Raw genomic sequence first — 24,087 nt, forward strand, 5'->3', positions numbered from 1 at the left:
GCCGCCGGCCCGAGCCTGCGGATGCCCCCGACCCGAGACACCTGCCTGGAGACACCCCATGAGCGCCACCGCCATCGCGACCCCGACCACCGTCGACTACCGCACCGATCCCAGCCAGTACCGCCACTGGAAGCTGTCCTTCGACGGCGAGATCGCCACGCTGGCGGTCGACATCAATGAAGACGCCGGCATCCGCCCCGGCTACAAGCTCAAGCTCAACAGCTACGACCTGGGCGTGGACATCGAACTGCACGACGCGCTCAACCGCGTGCGCTTCGAGCACCCCGAGGTGCGCACCGTGGTCGTCACCAGCGGCAAGGACCGCGTGTTCTGCTCCGGCGCCAACATCTTCATGCTGGGCCTCTCCAGCCATGCCTGGAAGGTGAACTTCTGCAAGTTCACCAACGAGACGCGCAACGGCATCGAGGACTCCTCGAAGCACAGCGGCCTGAAGTTCGTGGCGGCGCTCAATGGCGCCTGCGCCGGTGGCGGCTACGAGCTGGCCCTGGCCTGTGACGAAATCGTGCTGGTGGACGACCGCTCCTCCGCGGTGTCGTTGCCTGAAGTGCCGTTGCTCGGCGTGCTGCCCGGCACCGGTGGCCTGACCCGCGTGACCGACAAGCGCCACGTGCGCCACGACCTGGCCGACATCTTCTGCACCACCAGCGAAGGCGTGCGCGGCCAGAAGGCGGTGGACTGGCGCCTGGTCGACTCCATCGCCAAGCCGCAGAAGTTTGCCGAGCATGTGAAGGAGCGCGCCGCCGCGCTGGCCGCGAAGAGCGACCGCCCGGCGTCGGCCAAGGGCGTGGCCCTGCCGCGCGTGGAGCGCACCGACAGCGCCGATGGCATCGCCTATCCATACGTGAACGTGGCCATCGACCGAAGCAAGCGCAACGCCACCATCACCGTGAAGGCCCCCACCGGCGCTCAGCCCACGGACATCGCCGGCATCGAGGCCGCGGGCGCGGCGTGGTGGCCGCTGCAGATGGCGCGCGAGCTCGACGATGCCATCCTCTGCCTGCGCACCAACGAACTCGACCTGGGCACCTGGCTGCTCAAGACCGAGGGCGACGCGGCGGCCGTGCTCGCCAGCGACGCGCTGATGCTCGCCCACAAGGACCACTGGCTGGTGCGCGAAACGATCGGCCTGATGCGCCGCACCTTCGCGCGCCTGGACGTGTCCTCGCGCAGCCTGTTCGCGCTGATCGAAACCGGCTCCTGCTTTGCCGGTTCCCTGGCCGAACTGGCCTTCTGCGCCGACCGCGCCTACATGCTGGCGCTGCCCGACGACGCCGATGCCGCGCCAAAAATGCAGCTGGGCGAGTTCAACTTCGGTTACCTGCCCATGGTCAACGGGCAGTCGCGCCTGCAGCGCCGTTTTTATGAGGAAGAGGCGCCGATGGAGGCCGCGCGCAGCGCCATCGGCAAGGCGCTGGACGCCGACGCCGCGTTCGCGCTCGGCCTGGTGACCGCCTCCCCCGACGACATCGACTGGGCCGACGAGGTGCGCATCGCACTGGAAGAGCGCGCCGCCATGTCGCCCGACGCGCTCACCGGCCTCGAAGCCAACCTGCGTTTCGCGCAGAAGGAAAACATGTTCACCCGCATCTTCGGTCGCCTCACCGCCTGGCAGAACTGGATCTTCATCCGCCCCAACGCGGTCGGCGACAAGGGCGCGCTGAAGGTGTACGGCAAAGGTGACAAGGCCGCTTTCGACTTCAACCGCGTCTGATTTCATCCCAGCCACCGAACCCGAGGAAACACGACATGTCCAGCATCAACTACAGCGAGAAGATCCCCAACAACGTCAACCTCTCCGAAGACCGCACCCTGCAGCGTGCGCTCGAAGGCTGGCAGCCCAACTTCATCAACTGGTGGGACGACGTCGGCCCCGAAGGTTCCACCAACCACGAGGTCTACCTGCGCACCGCCGTCAGTGTCGACCCGCAGGGCTGGGCCCAGTTCGGCCACGTGAAGATGCGCGACTACCGCTGGGGCATCTTCCTCAATCCCGGTGACGCCGAGCGCAAGGTTCACTTCGGTGACCACCTGGGCGAGAAGGCCTGGCAGGATGTGCCTGGCGAACACCGCGCCAACCTGCGCCGCATCATCGTCACACAGGGCGACACCGAGCCGGCGTCGGTCGAGCAGCAGCGCCACCTGGGCCTGACCGCGCCCAGCATGTACGACCTGCGCAACCTGTTCCAGATCAACGTGGAAGAAGGTCGCCACCTGTGGGCCATGGTCTACCTGCTGCACAAGCACTTCGGCCGCGACGGCCGCGAAGAAGCCGAGGCGCTGCTGCAGCGCCAGTCCGGCGACCAGGACAACCCGCGCATCCTGGGCGCGTTCAACGAGAAGACCCCCGACTGGCTGGCCTTCTTCATGTTCACCTACTTCACCGACCGCGACGGCAAGTTCCAGCTCTCCGCGCTGGCCGAGTCGGCCTTCGACCCGCTGGCCCGCACCACCAAGTTCATGCTGACCGAGGAAGCGCACCACATGTTCGTGGGCGAGAGCGGTGTCTCGCGCGTGCTGCAGCGCACCGCCCAGGTGATGAACGAGCTCAAGACCGACGACCCGCAGAAGGTGCGCGCGGCCGGCGCCATCGACCTGGGCACCGTGCAGCGCTACCTCAACTTCCACTACAGCGTCACCATCGACCTGTTCGGCGCGGACCAGTCGAGCAACGCCGCCATCTTCTACAGCTCGGGCCTCAAGGGCCGCTACGAAGAGGGCAAGCGCACCGACGATCACGTGCTCAAGGGCCAGACCTACAAGGTGCTGGAGGTGAAGGACGGCCAGCTGGTGGAGAAGGAAGTGCCCATGCTCAACGCCTTGAACGAGGTGCTGCGCGACGACTTCATCACCGACTCGGTGGCCGGCGTGAACCGCTGGAACAAGGTGCTCGAGAAAGCCGGCATCCCCACGCGCCTGAGCGTGCCGCACAAGGCCTTCAACCGCCAGATCGGGGCGCTCGCGGGCATCAAGATGTCGCCCGAGGGCCGCGTGGTGAACGAGGCCGAGTGGGCGGCGAAGAAGAGCGAATGGCTGCCGACGCCGGAAGACTTCGCCTTCGTCGCCTCGCTCATGGGCCGTGTCGTGGACCCCGGCAAGTTCGCCGGCTGGATCGCGCCGCCCGTGATGGGCATCAACCGCCAGCCGGTGGACTTCGAGTACGTCAGGTTTGGATGACCCCCCGCGCCGCCTGCGGCGTCGCCCCTAGGGGGCGTCGCTGGCGGCCTGGCAAAGCCAGTTCCGCCGCACCTTGGTTGAACACTCCCTGGCTCCTACACTGTCTCGACCCCAGGAGACAAGAACATGAACGCTGTCGCTGAAACCGCTGTCATCAAGCAGCACCTGATCGATCCCGAGATCTGCATCCGCTGCAACACCTGCGAGGCCACGTGCCCGGTGGGTGCGATCACGCACGACAGCCTGAACTATGTGGTCGACGCGGAGAAGTGCAACCTCTGCATGGACTGCATCTCGCCTTGTCCCACAGGCTCCATCGACAACTGGCGCACCATGCCGCGCGTGAGGGCCTACACCGTCGAGGAACAACTCAAGTGGGAAGAACTGCCGGCCGAGTTGCCGCCGGAAGAACTTGAGGGGCTGGCGGAAGCGGGGGCGGACGTGGCCGTAGCCCCTGCCCCGGCTGCACCCCCCGCCGTGGTGAAAGACGCCAGCAGTGGCGAAGAGGTGTTCAACTCGACGGCATTCGGGTCCACGCTGCCGCCCTGGTCGGCCGCGCATGCCTACACCAACCTCTACGGCCCCAAGGCCAGCCAGAAGACCGTCACGGCCACGGTGGTGGGCAATGTGCGCGTGACCGAGGTCGGCAAGACCGCTGGCAGCGACTACGACACGCACCACATCGTGCTCGACTTCGGCGCCTTGCCGTTCCCGGTGCTGGAAGGCCAGAGCATCGGCGTGGTGCCACCCGGTTTCGACGACATGGGTCGCAAGCACCACGCGCGCCAGTACTCCATCGCCAGCCCGCGCAATGGCGAGCGTCCCGGTTACAACAACCTGTCGCTGACCATCAAGCGCGTGCTGCAAGACCATGACGGTGCCCCCGTGCGCGGCGTTGCGAGCAACTACATGTGCGACCTCAAGGTGGGCGACAAGGTGGAGGTGATCGGGCCCTTCGGCGCCAGCTTCCTCATGCCGAACCACCCGCGCTCGAACATCGTGATGATCTGCACCGGCACTGGCAGCGCGCCCATGCGCGCCATGACGGAGTGGCGCCGGCGCCTGCGCGCCTCAGGCAAGTTCGAGGGCGGCAAGCTCATGCTGTTCTTCGGCGCGCGCACTCAGGAAGAGTTGCCGTACTTCGGCCCGCTGCAAAGCCTGCCCAGGGACTTCATCGACAGCAACTTCGCCTTCAGCCGCACACCCGGCCAGCCCAAGCGATACGTGCAGGACGTGATGCGCGAACGCGCCGCCGACCTCGCCGAGCTGCTGCAGGACCCGAACACCTTCTTCTATGTCTGCGGGCTCAAGAGCATGGAAGAGGGCGTGGTGCTGGCGCTGCGCGACGTGGCGCGGGGCGCCGGGCTGAACTGGGATGCGATCAGCGCCTCGCTCAAGCGCGAGGGCCGGCTGCACCTGGAGACCTATTAGCTCAGGGTTTCCCCGGGCAATGTTGTGTGCAGGGCGGGGTGAAGCGCGGCGGGTCGTTCCCCCTTCGGATGGATGGCTTACAGTCGGTCTTCGTATGGCGACCGAACATACCCCCGTCCCCATCCGCAACCGCCCCGCCATCGAGGTGGATGTGGTGATGCGGCGCGAGCCCGTCGATGGGCCCATGAGCCGCTGGCAGCCCTGGCGCTGGGTGCTGGCCGACGTGATGGTGTCCAGCGACCCCGATCACACCGGTCCGGCGCCGGTGCAAGAGAACCACGAACCCCAGGCGGTGGAGCCAGTGGATGCGTCCGCCGTCAGCGCGCAGGCCACGCACTGGCTGTTTCCGCGCTTCCGTGTCGAGCTGTTTCGCGACGATGCCGAAGGCTATTTCCTCAACCTGAACAGCCCGCAGCCTTGTTTCTGGGTGTTCTGGCGCAGCGATGAAGCGCGCCTGCTCGACGGCGAACCCATGGCGGTGCCACAGATCGTCACCCTGAGCTACCACGACGCCGGGCGCTGGCTTGACGCGCAGGAGCGGGTGGACCAGGTGCCCGCGCCGCCCGAGGTGATCGACTGGTTGCGCGGCTTTGTCGATGCCACCTACCAGCCTGAGCCCAAGAAGCGCAAGCGCCCGGTCAGCTTCAAGCCACTCACCGACCGATTCGGCCAGCCGGTGCGCATCTCCACCGAAAAACACGGCACGGGACCCGCAACATGACTTTGCGCATCGGCATCAGTGCACGACTGCTGCACAACCCCCCCATCGGGCTGGGCCTGCCGCACAAGCGGCTGCAGTTCCTTGAAAGCACCATGGCGCACTGGATCATGGCCCATGGCGCCATCGCACTGATGGTGCCCTTTGTCGACGAGGAAAGTCCCTTGTCGATCAACCGTGCGCCCATGACCGAGATCGTCGCCATGCTGGACGGACTCGTGCTGCAGGGAGGTATCGACATCTGCCCCGAAACCTATGGCGACACCCTGCGCGATCCCGCCTGGGCGGGCGACGCGATCCGTGATCGCTACGAACTGGCCCTGCTGCGCGGCTTCATCGACGCCGGCAAGCCGGTGCTCGGCGTGTGCCGCGGTGCCCAGCTGATCAACGTGTACTACGGCGGCAGCCTGGTGCAGGACATTCCTTCGCAGCGCCCGGGGTCGATCGAACACCAGGACACGAACCGCTACGACCGGCTGATGCACGAGGTGCATTTCGAGGAGGGGTCGTCGCTGCACCGTCTGTATGGCAACAGCGCGCCACACCGGGTCACCAGCATCCACCACCAGTGCGTGGACCGGCTCGGCGAGGGGCTGGTGGTGGAGGCCCGCAGTCCGGGCGACGGCATCGTCGAAGCCATCCGCCACAGTGGTTCCGGCTATGTGCTGGGTGTGCAGTGGCATCCCGAGTTTCATTTGTCCCCCAACGAGGAAACCCAGGGCTTGCTCGACAGCGGCCCGATGATGATGGACTTCCTGCGCGCGGCGCATGCGCGCGCCGACCGCCATCTCGATGGCAAGGCCGCGGTGAACGCCGGCGTTCCCCTGCCCAGAATGGCATGACGACCGAAGACGACAACTTCTTCTCACGCTGGTCACGGCGCAAGGCGCAGGAGCGCTCGGGCCAGCCCTTGCCGCCGGAACCCGTGGCGCCCCAGCCGGTGGCGGCGCCGGCCGCCTTGGCGCCAGCGGTCACTGAGCCGCCCGCGCCGGCGGAACCCGCCGAGCAGCCACCCCTGCCCACGCTGGAAGACGTGGCGCGGCTCACGCACGAATCCGACTATTCCTCTTTCGTGGCCCGTGGCGTGCCGGCCGAGGTGCGCAATGCCGCCGTGAAAAAACTTTTCACCGACCCACGCTACAACGTGATGGACGGGCTGGACATCTACATCGACGACTACTCCACGCCCAGCCCGCTGTCGCCCGTGCACATGGCAAAGATGGTGGGTGCGCAGTTCCTCAAGCTGGTGGACGACCCCGAAGAACAGAAGCCGGCTGCCACGACAACGCCACCGCCACCCGTGCCGCCCTCGACCGAGGCCACCGCTTCCCTGGATACCCCCGACAACACCGACTCCGCCCGATCGGAGCCCCACGATGACAACGCTGATCTGCAACTGCAACCAGACCATGACCCTGAACACGGACGTTCTGGGCGCGGCGCTGGATGAAGACCTGACGCCGCATACCTCGCTGTGCCGCCGCGACGCGCCGGCCTTCCAGAAGGCTTGCCGCAGCAGTGACGAACTGGTGGTGGCCTGCACGCAGGAAAGCCGCCTGTTCACCGAGCTCTCGGAGCAGACGGAAGGCGCGGTGCCGCTGGATGTGCGGCCGATCCACTTCGTGAACATCCGCGAAACCGGCGGCTGGGGCCGCGAAGGCGCCAGGGCCGCTCCCAAGATGGCCGCGCTGCTGGCCGCCGCGCGACTGCCCGACGCCGAACCGGTGCCGACCGTCACCTACAAGAGCGCGGGGCGGCTGCTCATCATCGGCGCGCTGGACGCCGCCGAGCGCATCGCCGGCATGGTGTCCGACCAGCTGGAGGTCAGCCTGATGGCCACCGGCGGCGCGGGCGCGCAGGAGCGGCGCTACTCCGTGATTGCGGGTACGTTGCAGCAGGTCAGTGGCTGGCTGGGCGCGTTTGAGGTGTCCTGGCGCACCGACAACCCGATCGACCTCGACCTGTGCACGCGCTGCAACGCCTGCGTGGCCGCCTGCCCCGAGGGCGCCATCGGCCTGGATTACCAGATCGACATGGACAAGTGCAAGAGCCATCGTGCCTGCGTGAAGGCCTGCGAGGCCGTGGGCGCCATCAACTTCCAGCGTGACGCCGTGGAACACAGCGAGCAGTTCGACATCGTGCTGGACCTGCGCGGCGAGCCCGCATTCACGCAGCACGCGCACCCGCAGGGCTACTTCCACCTGCCCGGCGGCCTGCGCCAGGCCGATGCCGCCATGGCCACCGTGATCCAGTTGCGCGACATGGTGGGCGAGTTCGAGAAGCCGAAGTTCTTCACCTACAAGCAGAAGCTCTGCGCGCACGGCCGCAACGAAACCGTGGGCTGCAACGCGTGTGTGGAGATCTGCTCGGCCCTGGCCATCCGCAGCGAGATCAAGCGCAACCAGATCGTCGTCAACCCCAACCTCTGCGTGGGCTGCGGCGCCTGCACCACGGTGTGCCCCACCGGGGCGCTGTCGTACGCCTACCCGCGCGCGAGCGAGCAGGGCGTGAAGCTGCGCACCGTGCTGGCCACCTACGCCAAGGCCGGCGGCCGCGATGCGGCGGTGCTGCTGCACAGCCAGGAAGCGGGCAGCGCGCTCATTGGTGAACTTGGCCGCGCCGCCGCGCTCGACCGCCAGAAGGTGCGCGGCGTGCCCGCGCGCGTGATTCCCCTGCCGCTGTGGCACACCGCCTCCATCGGCCTGGATGTGTGGCTTTCGGCCTTTGCCTACGGCGCTTCGCAGGTCTGGGTGCTGATGACCGGCGAGGAAGCGCCACAGTACCGCGACGCGGTGCGCGCGCAAATGGACGTGGCGCAGGCCCTCGTGAGCGGGCTGGGCTACGCCGGCACGCACTTCCGGCTGATCGAGGCGCGCGATGCGAAGGCGCTGGACGCCGCGCTCGGCGAGGCCCCCGCGCAGACCGTCAAGCGGCGCGCCACCTTCGCGGTGCAGGCCGAGAAGCGCGCCACCGTTGAGCTCGCGCTCGACCACCTGTTGCAGGACAGCGCCGCGCAACGCGTGCCGGCCGAGGCCATCGCATTGCCCGGCGCCTCGCTGCTGGGCACCATTGAGGTGAACAAGGACACCTGCACCTTGTGCCTGAGCTGCGTCAGCGCCTGCCCGGCCAGCGCGCTGCAGGACAACACCGAGCGCCCGCAGCTGCGCTTCATCGAGAAGAACTGCGTGCAGTGCGGGCTGTGCGCGAGCACCTGCCCGGAAGATGCGATCACCCTGCAGCCGCGCCTGTTGCTGGGCGAGCAGCGCAAGCAGCTGCGCGTGCTCAACGAGGCCCAGCCCTACCACTGCATCCGCTGCGCCAAGCCCTTCGGCACGCTCAAGGGCATCGAGGTCATGCTGTCCAAGCTCTCCGGGCACGCGATGTTCCAGGGCGAGGCTCTCGAGCGCCTGAAAATGTGCGGCGACTGCCGCGTGGTGGACCTCTACACCAACCCGGGTGAAACCCGCATCACCGATCTCTGAAGCACGCCAACGCCATGAACAACGCCATTCCTGTTTCGTCCGCGCTGGACGAGGAAACCGCCCGTGCCGAGGTCTACGGCCTGCTTGCCGCCCTGTACTACGCGCCGCCGTCGCCCGAACTGATGTCGCAGCTGCGCGTGGCCGTGACCGAAGCGCCCGCCGCCGGCGGCTTTCTCGAAGAGCCCTGGCGCGAGGTGGTGGCCGCGGCCCGCGCCATGGACGACGCGGCGGTGGCCGACGAGTTCGAGTCCCTGTTCGGTGGCGTGGGCAAGCCCGAGGTCTACGTGTTCGGCTCGCACTACCTCAGCGGCTTCCTGAACGAAAAGCCCCTGGCGCAGTTGCGCAGCGACCTGGCGGTGCTGGGCCTGGCGCGCGACGAGGCCATGCCCGAGACGGAAGACCACGTGGCCTACCTGTGCGAGGTGATGCGCTACCTGATCGCCGGCGACGACGTGGAGGTGGCCAACCTCACGCAGCAGCAGAAGTTCTTCACCACCCACCTACAGCCCTGGGTACCCCAGCTGTGCGACAACCTCGCCGCGCACCCCAAGGCCCGCTTCTATGCCGCGCTGGCGGGGTTCACGCGGGCGTTCATCGGGGTCGAGGCGCAGGGTTTCGACATGCTGGTCTAAAGCCCCCCGGGCCGCCCGTCCCGCGTCGGTGCCGCATCCGGAGCGTGCGGTTCCGTGAGCAGCGCCACGCAGAACGAAGCACCGGGCACATCCGTTCGGTTCTCCGCCGTGATTTGCCCGCCATAGCGCTCCACCAGGCCCTGGCTGATCCACAGGCCCAGGCCATTGCCGTCGTTCTTGGTGGTGAAGAAGGGTCGGAACAGGCGTTCGAGCACCTCGGGAGGAAGGCCGGGCCCGCTGTCCTTCACGCACAGGCGCACGCCGATGCGACCGGCCTCGTCGCTCCAGTCGCGCGAGAGCAGCCGCAGCGTGCCGCCCTGCGGCATGGCCTGGATGGCGTTGATCATCAGGTTGATCACCACCTGCTGCAGTTCCTGCCGGTTGCAGCCCACACGCTGCGTGGCCTGCAGGTCGCGTTGCACCTCGATGTTCGTCTGCGCCAGCAGGTGACCCACCAGCACCAGGCAGTCTTCCAGCGTGCGGTTGATGTCGAGCGTCTCCACATAGCCCGCATATTCGGTGGGGCGCGCGTACTGCAGCAACTGCGTCACGATGATGCGCATGCGCTCGACCTGCTCGTCGAGCAGCTTCAGCTCCGACTTCACGGGCTGGCTGGCCTCGCCCAGGGTCTCGCGCATCAGGTCCAGGTTGCCCTGCATCACGGCGATCGGGTTGTTGATCTCGTGCGCGATGCTGGCCGTGAGCTGACCGATGGCGGCGAGTTTTTCGCTCTTGACGAGCTGCTGCTGCGCCAGCTGCAGCGAGGCGTTGCTCGCTTCCAGCTCCCGCGTGCGCTCGGCCACCTTCTGGTCCAGCTCCTCGCCCCAGCGCTGCAGCGCGGCGGTCTTGTCGTCGATCACGTCGAGCAACTCGTCGAGGTGGCCCGCGAGCGCGCCCAGTTCGTCGCGCGTGCCCAACTCGCCCACACGCGCAGCCGAATCGCCTTCTTCCACCAGTTGCATGGTGCGGTTCATGCGCTGCACCGGCTGGAAGATGCTGCGCGCCCAGCGCAGCGAGAACCACGCGGAAGCGGCCATCACACCGCCGAAGATCAGGCCGATGAGCGCGAGCATGGCGTAGCGCATCAGGCGAAACGGCGCCTCGGTGAAGCCCACGTAGAGCATGCCGATGCGCTGTCCCTGGGCATCGGTCAGGGGTTCGTAGGCGGAGACGTACCAGTCGTTGACCACGAAGGCCAGGTCGAGCCAGGTGCGGCCCTCGCCCAGCACGGTGTTGCGCACCGCCTGCGAGACCCGCGTGCCAATGGCGCGGCGGTCCTGGAACAGGCGCACGTTGGTGGTGATGCGCACATCGTCCAGGAACAGCGTGGCGGTGCCCTGGCTGTCGAATGGCAGCGAGCCCGCGGGGTAGACGATGCGATTGATGTGATCAATGAAATCCAGGTTCTGGTTGAGCAGCAGCCCCCCGCTGAGCACCCCCACGCGCCGGCCCAGCGCATCCGTCACCGGCAGCGTGGCCTGCACGACCATTGCGCGGTCTTCGGTCTGCCGTTGCGTGGGCGTGGCATTGCGCGTGGGGACCAGTGCGATGTTCGCGCGCGAGGCCAGGTGCGGCACCAAGGCCCGAAGGGCGGCGTTGTCGAGCAGGAGCAGCCGCGCCTTGGTGCGCTCGCGCTGCGTTTGAAGGGTCTCGGCCAGGGCCGTGGGCTGCACCTGCAGACCGGCTCGCTGATCCTCCAGGCTCAGGCCGGCCGGCGCGCCGCGCGCGACAGGCTGCCCGAACGTGTCGTACAGCACCAGAAAATCCAGCCCCAGGCGCTCGCGTTCGGCGGCCAGGTGCGCCGAGAGCTGTGCGCGTGCTGAGGACGTGTCCGGGCGCAGCGCGTCGGCCAGCGCGCGCGAATCGGCCACGCCCAGCGTGCCCGATCCCACTTCGATCAGCACCTGGTCAAAGTAGCCTTGCGCCACCGCGAGGTCGCTGCGCACCTTGGTGATCAGCAGGCGGTCGTAGGCCTGGCTGCTCCAGATGGCCAGCGCCAGCACCAGCAGCGGAAACGCCACCAGCAGCGGCAGCAGCGCCATCGCCAGCAGCTTGTTGCGGACCGAGCCCGCGAGCCAGCGGGGCGCGCGCCAGAAGCTCATGCCTTGGCGCGCCGGCTCAAGCCGCGCCCCACTCGGCCACGCGGCGCTCGAGCGTGCGGCGCGAGACCCCCAGCAACTGGGCCGCGCGGGTCTTGTCGCCCTGCACCGAGTCGAGCACGCTGAGGATGTGCATTTTCTCCAGCGTGTGCAGGTCGGTGGGGAGGGCGGGCGCGGCGCTGTCGGGCGCGCCGCGCGCCACGCCCGGGTACAGCGCAGACACGTTGAGACTGCCCAGGATGAGCGAGCGCTCGATCAGGTTGCGCAGCTCGCGCACATTGCCCGGCCAGTCGTACTGACGCAGGAAGTCCATCTCCTGCTCGCTGATGCGCAGCGGCTCCACGCCGAGCGAGGGCGCGAGCTGGAGGTTGAAGTGGGCCACCAGCTCGGCGATGTCGTCCTTGTGCTGGCGCAGTGGTGGCAGCGTGAGGTCCACCACCTGGAGGCGAAAGTACAGGTCCTTGCGGAATCGGCCTGCGGCCACTTCGTCGCTGAGTTGGCGGTTGGTGGCGGCGACGATGCGCAAGTTCAGCGGCACCAACTGCTCGCTGCCGACCGGGCGAATGTTGAGGTCTTCGATGGCGCGCAGCAGCGTGGCCTGGATCGGCAACGGAAGTTCGGCGATCTCGTCCAGGAACAGAGTGCCGCCCTGCGCATAGTGGAACAGGCCATCGCGCGCGCGCGTGGCCCCGGTGAACGCGCCTTTCGCGTGGCCGAACAGCTCGCTCTCGATCAGCTCGGGCGAGACCGCGGCGCAGTTGACCGGCACGAAGGGTCCGCCGGCGCGGCTGCCCAGCGCGTGCAGCTCGCGCGCCACCAGTTCCTTGCCCGTGCCCGATTCGCCCTGCAGCAGCACCGTGCTGTTGACCGGAGCCACGCGGGTAATCGACTCGCGCAGTTGCTGCATGGCCGGTGAGCCGCCGACCAGCGCGGCGCGCCCGGGCGTGCTGCTGACCGTGCGGCGCAGCACGAAGTTCTCGCGCCGCAGGCGCGAGCGCTCGTAGCAGTGCTTTACCGCGTTGAGGATCTGCGGCACGCGAAAGGGCTTGAGGATGAAGTCCGACGCGCCCGCGCGCAGCGCCTCGATGGCGGTGTCCAGATCGGCGAAGGCGGTGATCAGGATCACCTCGCCGGTGAAGCCCAGTTCACGCAGTTCCTTGAGCCAGATCACGCCGCTCTTGCCGGGCAACGAGATGTCGAGGATGACCAGATCCACGTGGTGGCCGCGCAGCCATTGCGCGCCGTCCTCGGCGCTGGTGGCGCTCATGACGAAGTGGCAGCGTGGCGCCAGCGTCTTGACGAGGAAGTTGAGCATGCCCTGCTCGTCGTCCACGATCAGGATCGACCAGTCGGGCCAGCCTTCGAGCGTGCGCTCGGGCGATGGGGGAATGAATGAGGTCTCCACCCGCCGGGATTCTACGGAGGAAGCCTACGAAATCAGTTGGGTATTCGCGCTTTTCCGACGCCAGCGAGCGGTGTTGGGCGCCGCAACGGGCCAGGACCGATGCGACAACTTGTCGCAAACATGGCGGACAGTTTGGCGTTGCGTGTGCGGGGTAATGGATTGGTTTGATGGGTTATCCCTTAGTCGAGTGACACCCGACCTTCGCTGCGTTTTGCGTGCGGTCGCATCAACAGAGGAAGCTCTTCGCGCACCCGCTCGCGGACCGGTGCGCCGCGCTCTCGTTTCGCGCGGGTGGCACGCTTCTGGCTATGAAAACGGAAGCACGCAAGCATGCTGCGGTGCGGCATTGAAAGATGCGAACGAATCGCATTTCGGTCTCGCATGGGGTACGGTGTATGGGTTGCGCGGGGGGTGGTGGCCGGTTAGATTCCACTTATGCAAGAGGCCCGCATGTTGTGATGCGTGGCCTTCTCACAACCAGGAGACATGCATGAACAAGTCCCCACGATCCACGAACGAAGAAGGCCGCGCCGGCCTGAACCGCCGCACCCTGTTTGCCGGTGCGTCCACCGTCGGGGCACTCGCCGCGGCGGCCACCCTGATCCCCGGCGCGCCGGCCGAAGACACGGCCGCCGCCGAGCCCCGGCCCGCGCCGGCCAGAGGCGGTGGCTACACGCTCAGCGACCACGTCAAGCAGTACTACCAGACCACCCGCATCTGAGCGAACAGGAGTTCTTCCCATGTTGCTGACCAAAAAATCTTCGTCTGGTGCGCACGCCTCGCGCGCGTCATCGGGCTTCGTGCACAAATTGCAGCGCGGCCTCGCTTCGGCCCTGCCCACCATGGACCGCCGCGCTTTCCTGCGGCGCTCCGGCCTGGGTGTCGGCGTCGGTCTGGCCGCCGGCCAGCTGGCGCTGGTGAAGAAGGCCAGGGCCGCAGAAGGCAAGTCCATCGACGGCACCGGCAAGATCGAAGTCAAGCGCACCGTCTGCACCCATTGCTCGGTCGGTTGCGCGACCGACGCCATCGTGGAAAACGGTGTCTGGGTTCGCCAGGAGCCGGTGTTCGACTCCCCCATCAACCTCGGCGCGCACTGCGCCAAGGGTGCCGCCCTGCGCGAGCATGGTCACGGCGAGTACCGCCTGCGCTACCCGATGAAGCTGGTCAACGGCAAGTACCAGCGCATCAGCTGGGACGTGGCGCTCAATGAGATCACCGCGAAGATGAAGGAACTGCGCGAGGCCAGTGGCCCCGATTCGGTGTACTTCGTGGGCTCCTCCAAGCACAATAACGAACAGTCGTACCTGATGCGCAAGTTCGTGAGTTTCTGGGGCACCAACAACTGCGACCACCAGGCGCGCATCTGCCACTCCACCACGGTGGCTGGCGTGGCCAACACCTGGGGTTATGGCGCCATGACCAATTCGTACAACGACATGCAGAACAGCAAGTGCGCGTTGTACATCGGCTCCAACGCCGCCGAGGCGCACCCCGTGTCCATGCTGCACATGCTGCACGCCAAGGAAAACGGCTGCAAGATGATCGTGGTCGACCCGCGCTTCACCCGCACGGCAGCCAAGGCCGACGAGTACGTCCGCATCCGCTCCGGCACCGACATTCCTTTCCTCTTCGGCCTGTTGCACCACATCTTCAAGAACGGCTGGGAAGACAAGAAATACATCAACGACCGTGTTGATGGCATGGATGCCATCAAGGCCGAGGTGATGACCAAATGGACGCCGGACAAAGTGGAAGAGGCCTGCGGCGTGAGCGAAGCGCAAATGGCCAAGGTCGCGGAAATGATGGCCAAGAACCGGCCTTCCACGCTGGTGTGGTGCATGGGACAAACCCAGCACTCGATCGGCAACGCGATGGTGCGGGCGTCCTGCATCGTGCAACTGGCCCTGGGCAACGTGGGCGTCTCCGGTGGCGGCGCCAACATCTTCCGTGGCCACGACAACGTGCAGGGCGCGACCGACATCGGCCCCAACCCTGACTCGCTGCCGGGCTACTACGGTCTGGCGGCCGGCTCGTGGAAGCACTTCGCCGCCGTGTGGGGCGTGGACTACGAGTGGATCAAGAAGCAGTATGCGGAAGGCACGATGGAGAAGCCTGGCATCACGGTCTCGCGCTGGATCGACGGTGTGCTGGAGAACAACGAACTGATTGACCAGGGCTCGAACCTGCGGGGCGTGTTCTTCTGGGGCCACGCTCCCAACTCGCAGACGCGCGGCCTGGAGATGAAGCGCGCGATGGACAAGCTCGATCTGCTGGTGGTGGTGGACCCGTATCCTTCAGCCACGGCCTCCATGGCGGCCATGCCCGGCAAGCCCGAAGACCTCAACCCCAACCGTGCGGTGTACCTGCTGCCGGCGGCGACGCAGTTCGAAACCAGTGGTTCGGTGACCGCATCGAACCGTTCGCTGCAGTGGCGCGAGAAAGTGATCGAGCCGCTGTGGGAGAGTCGCAGCGACCACATGATCATGCATCAGTTCGCCGAAAAACTGGGCTTTGCCGCCGAGTTCTCGAAGAACTTCAAGATGCAGAAGGTCAAGGGTCTGGACGAGCCAGTGATCGAGGACGTGCTGCGCGAGATCAACCGCTCCTGCTGGACCATCGGCTATACCGGCCAGAGTCCGGAACGTCTCAAGGCTCACATGCGCAACATGAACGCCTTCGACGTGAAGACGCTCAAGGTCAAAGGCAAGGTGGTGGACAAGGAGACCGGCTACGACATGACCGGTGACTACTTCGGCCTGCCCTGGCCCTGCTACGGCACGGCCGAGATCAAGCACCCGGGCACGCCCAACCTGTACAACACCTCCAAGCACATGATGGAGGGCGGTGGCAACTTCCGCGCCAATTTCGGTGTGGAGCGCGAAGGCCGGAACCTGCTGGCCGAGGATGGTTCCCACTCGCTCGGTGCCGAGATCACCACCGGCTACCCCGAGTTCGACCATGTGCTGCTCAAGAAGCTGGGCTGGTGGGCCGACCTCACCGAGGCCGAGCAGAAGGCCGCCGAAGGCAAGAACTGGAAGACCGACTTGTCGGGCGGCATCCAGCGCGTCTCGATGGCACACGGTTGCCACCCGTGGGGCAACGCCAAGGCGCGTGCCATCGTCTGGAACTTCCCCGACGGCATTCCGCAGCACCGCGAACCGATCTACGGCACGCGCCCGGACCTCGTGGCCAAGTACCCCAGCCACGACGACCAGAAGACACGCTGGCGCATGCCCGTGTTGTACAAGTCGCTCCAGCAGAAGAACGTGGACGACAAGATGCACGAGAAATTCCCGCTCATCATGACCTCGGGGCGTCTGGTCGAGTACGAAGGTGGTGGCGAGGAAACCCGCTCCAATCCCTGGCTGGCCGAGCTGCAGCAGGAGATGTTCGTCGAACTCAATCCGGCGGCGGCGGCGTCGCGCGGCATTCGCAACGGCGAGCGCGTCTGGGTCAACACCCCGACCGGCGCGCGCCTGAACGTGCAGGCACTGGTGACCGAGCGCGTCGGACCCGACACCGTATTCCTGCCGTTCCACTTCTCTGGTCGCTGGCAGGGCACGGACATGAAACCCTACTACCCGGACGGTGCCTTCCCCGTGGTGCGCGGCGAGGCGGTCAACACCGCCACGACCTATGGTTACGACATCGTCACGATGATGCAGGAAACCAAGACCACGATCTGCAACGTCGAAAAAGCGTAAGACCAGGAGCACAACATGGCACGAATGAAATTCATCTGTGACGCGGAGCGCTGCATCGAGTGCAACGGCTGCGTCACCGCCTGCAAGAACGAGCACGAAGTCCCGTGGGGCGTGAACCGCCGTCGCGTGGTCACGCTCAACGACGGCGTGCCCGGCGAGAAGTCGATCTCGGTGGCCTGCATGCACTGCAGCGACGCGCCCTGCATGGCGGTCTGCCCGGTCAACTGCTTCTACCGCACAGACGAAGGCGTGGTGCTGCACGACAAGGATGTGTGCATCGGCTGCGGCTACTGCTCCTATGCCTGCCCATTCGGTGCGCCGCAGTTCCCCTCGCAGGGCACCTTCGGCGTGCGCGGCAAGATGGACAAGTGCACCTTCTGCGCTGGGGGCCCCGAGGCCCATGGCAGCCAGGACGAGTTCGAGAAATACGGGCGCAACCGCCTGGCCGAAGGCAAGCTGCCGGCCTGCGCCGAAATGTGCTCGACCAAGGCCCTGCTCGCCGGCGACGGTGACGTGGTGGCCGACATCTTCCGCAACCGCGTGCTGCAGCGGGGCAAAGGCGCCGAGGTTTGGGGCTGGGGCACCGCCTACGGCAGCGCACAGGGGACCAAGTCATGAAGACCATTCAGCGCTTGTTCATTTCCACCGCGCTCGTGGCCGGCGTACTGGGCCTGTCGGCCTGCACCGAGGACCCGCAGGTGCTCACGGGCGAGGGCGTCAAGCAGGACGGCGCGTCTTACCAGGGCGTGGGCAGCAGCCAGTACGCGCAGACCGGCTGGAAGCCGGGAGACAAGGGCAGCTGGGAGCAGCAGCTCAAGACGCGGGCGCAATACGGCCAGAACGACTACACCCGTATGAGCGGCAAGTGAAAAGGAGCGCTGTATGCACCGGCATTTGACATTCGGCGTGCGAGCGCTTGCTTCTCGTGCTTTCTGGTCTGCGGTCCTGCTGGCGCTCAGCGCCACCTGGGCCAGCGCCCAGGCCCTGAAAGCGGAGCCGACGCAGGATGATCCGGCGCCACCGGCGGTCACAGCACCAGCAGCGCAGCAGCAGGGCGGTATCCGAAGCGCCAACATCTTCGAGATCGCCCCCGACGCCAGCACCGACCCCAAATACGCCGAGCAGACCAACGCCGAGCGTGGCAAGGTGCAGCCGGGCAACAACGCGCCGATGTGGCGCGATGTGGGCAAGGGCGTGACCGGCACGACCAGCCTGCCTTACCTAGAGGCGGGCAACATGATCCAGCCTTTCGTTCAATATCCCGGCTCGCGCGTCACCACCGCGGGAGAGGCCTGGCGCCAGGTGCGCAACGACTGGATCCTGCCCTATGGCGGGTCGGTGCTGCTGATCGTCTTGGTGGCCATCGCACTGTTCTACATGGCCAAAGGCGCCGTGGATCTGCATGGCCAGCCGACGGGTCGGGTGATCGAACGCTTTACTTACCTGGAGCGCGCCGCTCACTGGGTCAATGCGATTGCGTTTGTGGTCCTCGCGGTCTCGGGCATCGTCATGGCGTTCGGCAAATTCTTCCTGTTGCCCATCATGGGGAGCACGCTGTTTGGCTGGCTCACTTATGCGCTCAAGAATCTCCACAACTTCGCCGGTCCGTTGTTCGCCGTCTCGCTGGTGATCATCATCGTGACCTTCATCAAGGACAACCTGCCGGCCAAGGGCGACCTTACGTGGTTGCTAAAGGGGGGTGGAATGTTCAGTGGCAAGGAAGTGCCCTCTCACCGCTTCAACGCAGGTGAGAAGGTGGTGTTCTGGGCGGGCGTGTTTCTCTTTGGCCTCATCGTGGTGGGCTCCGGCCTGTTCCTCGACAAGCTCGTGCCTTCGGTGGACTACACCCGGGGCAACATGCAGGTCGCGCACATGATCCACGCCAGCGCCGCCGTGTTGATGATGGCGCTGTTCATGGGCCACATCTATCTCGGCACCATCGGCATGAAGGGCGCCTACACGGCCATGAAGACCGGCTATGTGGACGAGACCTGGGCGAAGGAGCACCACCAGCTCTGGTACGAAGACATCAAGGCCGGCAAGATTCCGGCACAACGCAGCAGCGGCCCGGTGGACGTGCAAGGTGCTACCGATGCCACGCGTGCCGCGAAGGCTTGACACGTCCCGAACACAAGAGACAAGGACACCTCCATGAAACGCATCCTTTTGTGCCTGAGCCTGCTGGTGGCAGCGTCCGTCCATGCCAAGTTGCCGGTGCCCCCACCGACGGAAGAGGCAAAGGCCAAGGCGGCCGAAGCAGCGGCCAAGGCCGCCTGGACCGCCAAAGTCGGCGCTTACCAACTGTGCAAGGCGCAGGACAAGGCCGCAGCCAATTACTTCAAGTCGGCGTCCATGAAGGGCAAGGCGGTCAAGCCGGCCGAAGCGGGTGTGGCCACCTGCGCCGACCCCGGACCGTTCGCCTATGTGCCGCTCAAGCCAGCCGAAGCCGCTGGCGCGCATTCGCCTGCCGCCACGGCCGTGAGCCCGCCGAGCAATCAAGCCCCCGCCGGGCCCAAGACACCGAGCAAATAGGCCAGGGGTGCATCGGCGCGGCGCGGCGGGCCATATACCCCTTGCCAGCGCAGCTCCATGGGCCGCGCCTTCGGGTGGCGGCCTTTTTCATGCGGTAGTCTTCAGCCATGTCCCTGCCCCAACTGACGCAAGCGCGCGCGCCATTGACCCGTGAGATCGAGGTCATGAATGAACACGGCGCGCGCGAGACCATCGCCATTCCCGCCGAGCGCGACCTCACGGTGTACGTGGACAAGCGCGAGCTCGTCACGCTCATGACGCTGGGCGCGCACCCCGAGTGGCTGGTGCTGGGGTACCTGCTTAACCAGCGGCTGATTGCCTCGGTAGACGAGATCGAATCGATCACGGTGGACTGGGACGTCAACGCTGCTTCGGTGAAGACCCGCCAGGGCATCGACCGCATCGAGGAACGCACGTCCCGCCGTGTGGTCACCACCGGCTGCGGTCAGGGCAGCGTGTTCGGCAACCTCATGGACGAGATCGACAGCATCCGCCTGCCCGAGAGCGCGGTGCTGCGTCAATCCGAGCTATACGCCATCGTCAACGCGATCCGGCTCAAGGAGAGCACCTACAAGTCGGCCGGCTCGGTGCACGCCTGCGCCCTGTTCTGCGGCGAGGAACTGCAGCTGTTTGTGGAGGACGTGGGCCGCCACAACGCGGTGGACACGATTGCCGGCTGGATGGCATTGACCCCCACGTTCCACCGCTCGCGCGGGTCGCTGCCCCCCGAGGGGGCTGATCCGGCTTGGGGCGACCCGGCGCCGGATGGCTCCGACCCATCCACCCGTCACAAAGTGTTCTACACCACCGGCCGGCTCACCAGCGAGATGGTGATCAAGTCGGCCCAGATGGGCGTGGCGGTGGTGGTCTCGCGCAGCGGCATCACGCAGATGGGGCTGGACGTGGCCGAACGCGTGGGCCTGTGCGCCATTGGCCGCGCGACCAACAAGCACTTCCTGTGCTACGCCAGCCCGCAGCGGCTGGTGCTCGATGCGGTGCCGCCCGCCGCGCTGCAGCCCCTGCGCGCGCAGGCATAAACTCGGTCCCCTTTCTCTCCACTTGCTGCCACACAGCGGCTGGCCGCAGTGCTGCTGTGGCATGAACCGAAAGACCTTCCCATGAGCCGAGACGTCCACGTCATTGACCACCCGCTGGTGCAGCACAAACTCACGCTGATGCGCCGCCAGGAGACCAGTACCAAGAGTTTTCGCGAACTGGTGCACGAACTCAGCGCGCTGCTGGCCTACGAGCTCACGCGCGACATGCCGATGCAGGTCATCGAGATTGAGACACCGCTGGAGAAGATGCAGTCGCGCGTGATCGATGGCAAGAAGATCGTGCTGGCCTCCATCCTGCGCGCGGGCAACGGTTTTCTGGACGGCATGCTGCAGGTGATTCCCGGCGCGCGCGTGGGCCACATCGGCCTGTACCGCGACCCTGCCACACTGCAGGCGGTGGAGTATTACTTCAAGATGCCGCAGGGCATGGAAGAGCGCGACGTGATCGTGCTCGACCCCATGCTGGCCACCGGCAACTCGGCCGTGGCCGCGGTCGATCGGCTCAAGAAGACCGGCCCGCGTTCCATTCGCTTCGTCTGCCTCGTCACATGCCCGGAGGGCCTGAAGACCTTTCATGACGCCCACCCGGACGTGCCCGTCTATACCCCGGCGGTGGACCGCGGCCTGAACGACCATGGCTACATCGTGCCGGGCCTGGGCGACGCGGGCGACCGGATCTTCGGCACGAAGTAGGCTCCCCCCTGCGCCGCGCCGGCGGCGCGTCATCCCCTCCAGGGGACAACATCTGCGGCCCGGCAAAGCCGGTTCCGCGATGTTCTGGATGGCGGTACCGCTGTCGTAGCGCTTCCGCTGTTGCGTGGGGTTTAGCGGTTTGGGATAAGGTTGCGCTCCATGAACCCGACACACCAGCCCCCTTCTTTCTGGCAGATCGGCTGGACGTCGCTGCGGCGCGACTGGCGCGCGGGCGAATTGCGGCTGTTGATGCTGGCCGTCACGCTCGCGGTGGCCGCACTCACCGCAGTGGGCTTTTTTGCCGACCGGCTGCAGAACGGCCTGGCGCGTGATGCGCGCGCGCTGATCGGTGGCGATGCCGTGGTGCGCAGCGACAACGCACCACCCGCCGCATTCGAAGCCCGGGCGCGCGAACTCGGGCTGTCGATCACGCAGACGCTGACCTTCCCCACCATGGGCCGCGCCCGCGACGAAGAGGGCGGTGCGGCGCGCCTCGTCGCCCTGAAAGCGGTGGCACCAGGCTATCCCCTGCGCGGCACCCTGCGCGTGGCCGATGCGCCCGATGAGCCGGACGCCGCCACGCGCGAAATCCCTGCGCCCGGCACCGCATGGGTGGATGCGGCCCTGCTGGCCGCGCTCGACCTGAAGATGGGCGACCCGCTGCTGCTGGGCGACGCCTCGCTCACGATCGCGCGCGTCGTCGTGGTCGAACCCGACCGGGGCGGTGGCTTCATGAGCTTCGCGCCGCGCGTCATGGTCAACAGTGCCGACCTGCCCGCCACTGCCCTGGTGCAGCCCGCCAGCCGCCTCAACTACCGCCTGGCCGTGGCCGGCCCCGATGCCCAGGTGGCCCGGTTCAGCCGCTGGGTGGAGCAGGCCATGGCGCAGCGTGACGCGCGCGGCATGCGGCTGGAATCACTCGAAGGTGGGCGGCCCGAGATGCAGCGCACGCTGGGGCGCGCCGAACAGTTCCTCAACCTCGTGGCCCTGCTGGCTGCGCTGTTGTGCGCCGTGGCGGTGGCGATCGCCGCGCGCGGCTTTGCCCAGCGGCATCTGGACGACTGCGCCATGCTGCGCGTGCTCGGCCTGTCGCAGAGCACCATGGCGCGCGCCTACACGTACGAGTTCGCGCTCATCGGTGTGTTCGCCAGCGCGCTGGGCGTGGCCATCGGCTTTGCGGTGCATTACGTGTTCGTGTTGCTGCTCGCCGGGCTGGTCGAATCCAGCCTGCCCGCGCCCGGCATCACGCCGGTGCTGCTGGGCCTGGGCATGGGCCTCACGCTCATGATGGCCTTCGGCCTGCCGCCGGTGCTGCAACTGGCCCAGGTGCCACCGCTGCGCGTGATCCGCCGCGACGTGGGCCAGCTCAAGCCCGCCACCCTGGCCGTGCTGGGCGTGGGCTTGCTGGGCTTTGCCGCGCTGCTGCTGGCCGCCAGCCGCGACCTGCTGCTCGGCGGCATCGCCGTCGGCGGTTTTGCCGGCGCGGTGCTGCTGTTTGCGGTGGCCAGCTACGCCGCCGTGCGCGTGCTGCGCGCCAGCGTGAACGAAGCCACTGCGCCGCGCGCGCTCGTCATGGCCACGCGCCAGCTCTCGGCCCGCCCGGCGTATGCCGTGGTGCAGATCAGCGCACTCGCGGTTGGCCTGCTCGCGCTGGTGTTGCTGGTGCTGCTGCGCACCGACCTCATCGCCAGCTGGCGCAACGCCACGCCACCCGACGCACCGAACCGCTTCGTGATCAACGTGCAGCCCGAGCAGGCCGACGCCTTCCAGCAGGCGCTGCGCAGCGCGGGCGTGCAGCGCTACGACTGGTACCCCATGATCCGTGGCCGGCTCATCAGCATCAACGGCCAGCGCATCAACCCCGACGACTTCGAGAGCGACCGCGCCCAGCGTCTGGTGGACCGCGAGTTCAACCTCTCCAACATGGCCACGCTGCCCGAGCACAACCCGGTGGTGGCCGGCCGCTGGACCGAGAACGAGGCCGGTGCGCTCAGCGTGGAAGAAGGCCTGGCAGAGGAACTGGGCCTCAAGCTCGGTGACCAGCTCGCCTTCGACATCGCGGGCCAGGTGACCGAAGGCCGCATCACCAGCCTGCGCAAGGTGGACTGGGCGTCCATGCGCGTCAACTTCTTCGTCGTGTTCCCGGTGGCTCAAGTGCCCGACGTGCCGGTGAGCTACATCAGCGCCTTCCGCGCGCCCGAAACAGGCAACGGCACGCCCGGCGGGTTCGACAACGCGCTCGTGCGCGAATTCCCCAACATCACCAACGTCGACATGAGCCAGACCATCGCGCAGGTGCAGCGCGTGCTGGGGCAGGTCATCAGCGCGGTGGAGTTCCTGTTTGCCTTCACGCTGGCGGCGGGGCTGGTGGTGCTGCTCTCGGCCATCACCGCCACACGCGGCGAGCGCGAGCGCGAGTTCGCCATCCTGCGGGCGGTGGGCGCCGGCTCGGCCCTGCTGCGCCAGGTGCAGCGCATCGAGTTGCTGGGCGTGGGCCTGCTGGCGGGTTTCCTCGCGTCTGTGGTTGCGGTGGCGGTGGGCTGGGCGCTGGCGCGCTTCGTGTTCGAGTTCTCCTGGACCGCGTCACCCTGGGTGCCGCTGGGCGGTGCCGTCGCCGGCGCGCTGCTCGCCCTGGTGGCCGGTTGGTGGGGCCTGCGCAGCGTGCTGCGCACCCCCGTGGTGGAGACCCTGCGCAAGGCACCCGTATGAACATCCCCGTGTACCAACCTCAGGAGCCCACACGGCACGCCACGCCGTTCGACTGGATCGGTGGCGAAGACAAGGTGCGTGCGCTGGTCGACCGCTTCTACGACCTGATGGACATCGAGCCCGGCTACAGCGCGCTGCGCGCCGCCCACGGCAGCACGCTGGACAACGCACGCCAGCGCCTGTTCTGGTTCCTCTGCGGCTGGCTGGGCGGCCCGCAGCACTACACCGAACGCTTCGGCCACCCGCGCCTGCGCGCGCGCCACATGCCGTTCGTCATCGGCATCCTCGAGCGCGACCAGTGGCTGGCCTGCATGGACCAGGCGATGGGCGAGACGGGGGTCGATCCGGCCTTGCGCGAGCGGTTGAAGACCAGTTTCTTCCAGACGGCGGACTGGATGCGGAATTCACCGGGGTAGGGCAGCCGGGCCA

Annotated in this window: 20 protein-coding genes; 18 read left to right on the plus strand and 2 right to left on the minus strand. The window is 67.0% G+C overall.

Annotated elements, in window-relative coordinates:
* The first annotated feature begins 58 nt into the window (after positions 1 to 58).
* From boxC to AB7P10_RS00745, 8 genes are all read left to right on the plus strand, one after another.
* Entirely contained in the window at positions 59 to 1,732 is a 1,674-nt protein-coding gene (gene boxC / locus AB7P10_RS00710) for a 2,3-epoxybenzoyl-CoA dihydrolase (protein ID WP_428291913.1), read from the plus strand.
* A gap of 35 nt (positions 1,733 to 1,767) precedes the next feature.
* Positions 1,768 to 3,195 (plus strand): benzoyl-CoA 2,3-epoxidase subunit BoxB, encoded by a 1,428-nt coding sequence (gene boxB, locus AB7P10_RS00715; RefSeq protein ID WP_428291914.1) that lies wholly within the window; start codon positions 1,768 to 1,770, stop codon positions 3,193 to 3,195.
* Between the two features lie 126 nt (positions 3,196 to 3,321).
* On the plus strand, positions 3,322 to 4,626 hold the full coding sequence (gene boxA / locus AB7P10_RS00720; RefSeq protein WP_428291915.1) for a benzoyl-CoA 2,3-epoxidase subunit BoxA: 1,305 nt from the start codon (positions 3,322 to 3,324) through the stop codon (positions 4,624 to 4,626).
* Positions 4,627 to 4,720: 94 nt separating this feature from the next.
* Positions 4,721 to 5,347 carry a DUF3305 domain-containing protein gene (locus AB7P10_RS00725; RefSeq protein ID WP_428291916.1) on the plus strand — a complete coding sequence of 209 codons (627 nt, stop codon included), beginning with the start codon at positions 4,721 to 4,723 and terminating at the stop codon, positions 5,345 to 5,347.
* Positions 5,344 to 6,186: a gamma-glutamyl-gamma-aminobutyrate hydrolase family protein gene (locus tag AB7P10_RS00730; protein ID WP_428291917.1), complete on the plus strand. Its 843-nt coding sequence runs from the start codon at positions 5,344 to 5,346 to the stop codon at positions 6,184 to 6,186. Before AB7P10_RS00725 ends, AB7P10_RS00730 begins: the two co-directional genes overlap by 4 nt.
* Positions 6,183 to 6,794, plus strand: coding sequence for a DUF3306 domain-containing protein (locus AB7P10_RS00735; protein ID WP_428291918.1), 612 nt, complete (start codon positions 6,183 to 6,185; stop codon positions 6,792 to 6,794). The genes AB7P10_RS00730 and AB7P10_RS00735 overlap by 4 nt, the downstream gene beginning before the upstream one ends.
* Complete coding sequence (locus AB7P10_RS00740) at positions 6,754 to 8,826, plus strand: 4Fe-4S binding protein (RefSeq protein WP_428292178.1); 2,073 nt, start codon at positions 6,754 to 6,756, stop codon at positions 8,824 to 8,826. The genes AB7P10_RS00735 and AB7P10_RS00740 overlap by 41 nt, the downstream gene beginning before the upstream one ends.
* Before the next feature lie 14 nt (positions 8,827 to 8,840).
* A complete protein-coding gene (locus tag AB7P10_RS00745; RefSeq protein ID WP_428291919.1) occupies positions 8,841 to 9,458 on the plus strand; it encodes a TorD/DmsD family molecular chaperone in 618 nt (205 codons plus the stop codon).
* Here AB7P10_RS00745 and AB7P10_RS00750 read toward each other — a convergent pair.
* Positions 9,455 to 11,560 carry a sensor histidine kinase gene (locus AB7P10_RS00750; protein ID WP_428291920.1) on the minus strand — a complete coding sequence of 702 codons (2,106 nt, stop codon included), beginning with the start codon at positions 11,558 to 11,560 and terminating at the stop codon, positions 9,455 to 9,457. The two genes, AB7P10_RS00745 and AB7P10_RS00750, sit on opposite strands and share 4 nt — an antisense overlap.
* Positions 11,561 to 11,576: 16 nt before the next feature.
* Positions 11,577 to 12,962 carry a sigma-54-dependent transcriptional regulator gene (locus AB7P10_RS00755; protein ID WP_428291921.1) on the minus strand — a complete coding sequence of 462 codons (1,386 nt, stop codon included), beginning with the start codon at positions 12,960 to 12,962 and terminating at the stop codon, positions 11,577 to 11,579.
* Between the two features lie 490 nt (positions 12,963 to 13,452).
* Between AB7P10_RS00755 and AB7P10_RS00760 the strand changes: the two genes are divergently transcribed.
* The 10 genes from AB7P10_RS00760 to AB7P10_RS00805 all read left to right on the plus strand — a co-directional run bounded on the left by AB7P10_RS00760 (position 13,453) and on the right by AB7P10_RS00805 (position 24,074).
* Positions 13,453 to 13,683: a formate dehydrogenase gene (locus AB7P10_RS00760; RefSeq protein WP_428291922.1), complete on the plus strand. Its 231-nt coding sequence runs from the start codon at positions 13,453 to 13,455 to the stop codon at positions 13,681 to 13,683.
* Between the two features lie 19 nt (positions 13,684 to 13,702).
* A complete protein-coding gene (locus AB7P10_RS00765; RefSeq protein WP_428291923.1) occupies positions 13,703 to 16,666 on the plus strand; it encodes a formate dehydrogenase subunit alpha in 2,964 nt (987 codons plus the stop codon).
* Between the two features lie 15 nt (positions 16,667 to 16,681).
* Entirely contained in the window at positions 16,682 to 17,284 is a 603-nt protein-coding gene (gene fdh3B, locus AB7P10_RS00770) for a formate dehydrogenase FDH3 subunit beta (protein WP_428291924.1), read from the plus strand.
* Positions 17,281 to 17,535 (plus strand): hypothetical protein, encoded by a 255-nt coding sequence (locus AB7P10_RS00775; RefSeq protein WP_428291925.1) that lies wholly within the window; start codon positions 17,281 to 17,283, stop codon positions 17,533 to 17,535. The genes fdh3B and AB7P10_RS00775 overlap by 4 nt, the downstream gene beginning before the upstream one ends.
* A 13-nt stretch (positions 17,536 to 17,548) precedes the next feature.
* Positions 17,549 to 18,784, plus strand: coding sequence for a formate dehydrogenase subunit gamma (locus AB7P10_RS00780; protein ID WP_428291926.1), 1,236 nt, complete (start codon positions 17,549 to 17,551; stop codon positions 18,782 to 18,784).
* A 33-nt stretch (positions 18,785 to 18,817) separates the two neighbouring features.
* A complete protein-coding gene (locus tag AB7P10_RS00785; RefSeq protein ID WP_428291927.1) occupies positions 18,818 to 19,198 on the plus strand; it encodes a hypothetical protein in 381 nt (126 codons plus the stop codon).
* A gap of 107 nt (positions 19,199 to 19,305) precedes the next feature.
* Complete coding sequence (locus tag AB7P10_RS00790) at positions 19,306 to 20,235, plus strand: formate dehydrogenase accessory sulfurtransferase FdhD (RefSeq protein ID WP_428291928.1); 930 nt, start codon at positions 19,306 to 19,308, stop codon at positions 20,233 to 20,235.
* Positions 20,236 to 20,316: 81 nt separating this feature from the next.
* A complete protein-coding gene (upp, locus tag AB7P10_RS00795; RefSeq protein ID WP_428291929.1) occupies positions 20,317 to 20,949 on the plus strand; it encodes a uracil phosphoribosyltransferase in 633 nt (210 codons plus the stop codon).
* Between the two features lie 159 nt (positions 20,950 to 21,108).
* The gene (locus tag AB7P10_RS00800; RefSeq protein ID WP_428291930.1) at positions 21,109 to 23,658 is read left to right on the plus strand and encodes an ABC transporter permease; all 2,550 of its coding nucleotides are present in this window, start codon (positions 21,109 to 21,111) and stop codon (positions 23,656 to 23,658) included.
* Entirely contained in the window at positions 23,655 to 24,074 is a 420-nt protein-coding gene (locus AB7P10_RS00805) for a group II truncated hemoglobin (RefSeq protein ID WP_428291931.1), read from the plus strand. Before AB7P10_RS00800 ends, AB7P10_RS00805 begins: the two co-directional genes overlap by 4 nt.
* Positions 24,075 to 24,087: the final 13 nt, after the last annotated feature.

The organism is Hydrogenophaga sp. (assembly GCF_050182545.1).
In the GTDB taxonomy this organism is placed as follows: Bacteria; Pseudomonadota; Gammaproteobacteria; order Burkholderiales; family Burkholderiaceae_C; genus Hydrogenophaga.

Bases quoted from the DNA above. Each gene is read 5' to 3' on its own strand.
- AB7P10_RS00775 (WP_428291925.1), top strand. From the start codon at position 17,281: ATGAAGACCATTCAGCGCTTGTTCATTTCCACCGCGCTCGTGGCCGGC.
- boxC (WP_428291913.1), top strand. From the start codon at position 59: ATGAGCGCCACCGCCATCGCGACCCCGACCACCGTCGACTACCGCACC.
- AB7P10_RS00790 (WP_428291928.1), top strand. From the start codon at position 19,306: ATGTCCCTGCCCCAACTGACGCAAGCGCGCGCGCCATTGACCCGTGAG.
- boxB (WP_428291914.1), top strand. From the start codon at position 1,768: ATGTCCAGCATCAACTACAGCGAGAAGATCCCCAACAACGTCAACCTC.
- AB7P10_RS00745 (WP_428291919.1), top strand. From the start codon at position 8,841: ATGAACAACGCCATTCCTGTTTCGTCCGCGCTGGACGAGGAAACCGCC.
- AB7P10_RS00750 (WP_428291920.1), bottom strand. From the start codon at position 11,560: ATGAGCTTCTGGCGCGCGCCCCGCTGGCTCGCGGGCTCGGTCCGCAAC.
- AB7P10_RS00740 (WP_428292178.1), top strand. From the start codon at position 6,754: ATGACCCTGAACACGGACGTTCTGGGCGCGGCGCTGGATGAAGACCTG.
- AB7P10_RS00800 (WP_428291930.1), top strand. From the start codon at position 21,109: ATGAACCCGACACACCAGCCCCCTTCTTTCTGGCAGATCGGCTGGACG.
- AB7P10_RS00760 (WP_428291922.1), top strand. From the start codon at position 13,453: ATGAACAAGTCCCCACGATCCACGAACGAAGAAGGCCGCGCCGGCCTG.
- AB7P10_RS00780 (WP_428291926.1), top strand. From the start codon at position 17,549: ATGCACCGGCATTTGACATTCGGCGTGCGAGCGCTTGCTTCTCGTGCT.
- AB7P10_RS00725 (WP_428291916.1), top strand. From the start codon at position 4,721: ATGGCGACCGAACATACCCCCGTCCCCATCCGCAACCGCCCCGCCATC.
- upp (WP_428291929.1), top strand. From the start codon at position 20,317: ATGAGCCGAGACGTCCACGTCATTGACCACCCGCTGGTGCAGCACAAA.
- AB7P10_RS00785 (WP_428291927.1), top strand. From the start codon at position 18,818: ATGAAACGCATCCTTTTGTGCCTGAGCCTGCTGGTGGCAGCGTCCGTC.
- AB7P10_RS00735 (WP_428291918.1), top strand. From the start codon at position 6,183: ATGACGACCGAAGACGACAACTTCTTCTCACGCTGGTCACGGCGCAAG.
- fdh3B (WP_428291924.1), top strand. From the start codon at position 16,682: ATGGCACGAATGAAATTCATCTGTGACGCGGAGCGCTGCATCGAGTGC.
- AB7P10_RS00765 (WP_428291923.1), top strand. From the start codon at position 13,703: ATGTTGCTGACCAAAAAATCTTCGTCTGGTGCGCACGCCTCGCGCGCG.
- AB7P10_RS00805 (WP_428291931.1), top strand. From the start codon at position 23,655: ATGAACATCCCCGTGTACCAACCTCAGGAGCCCACACGGCACGCCACG.
- AB7P10_RS00730 (WP_428291917.1), top strand. From the start codon at position 5,344: ATGACTTTGCGCATCGGCATCAGTGCACGACTGCTGCACAACCCCCCC.
- boxA (WP_428291915.1), top strand. From the start codon at position 3,322: ATGAACGCTGTCGCTGAAACCGCTGTCATCAAGCAGCACCTGATCGAT.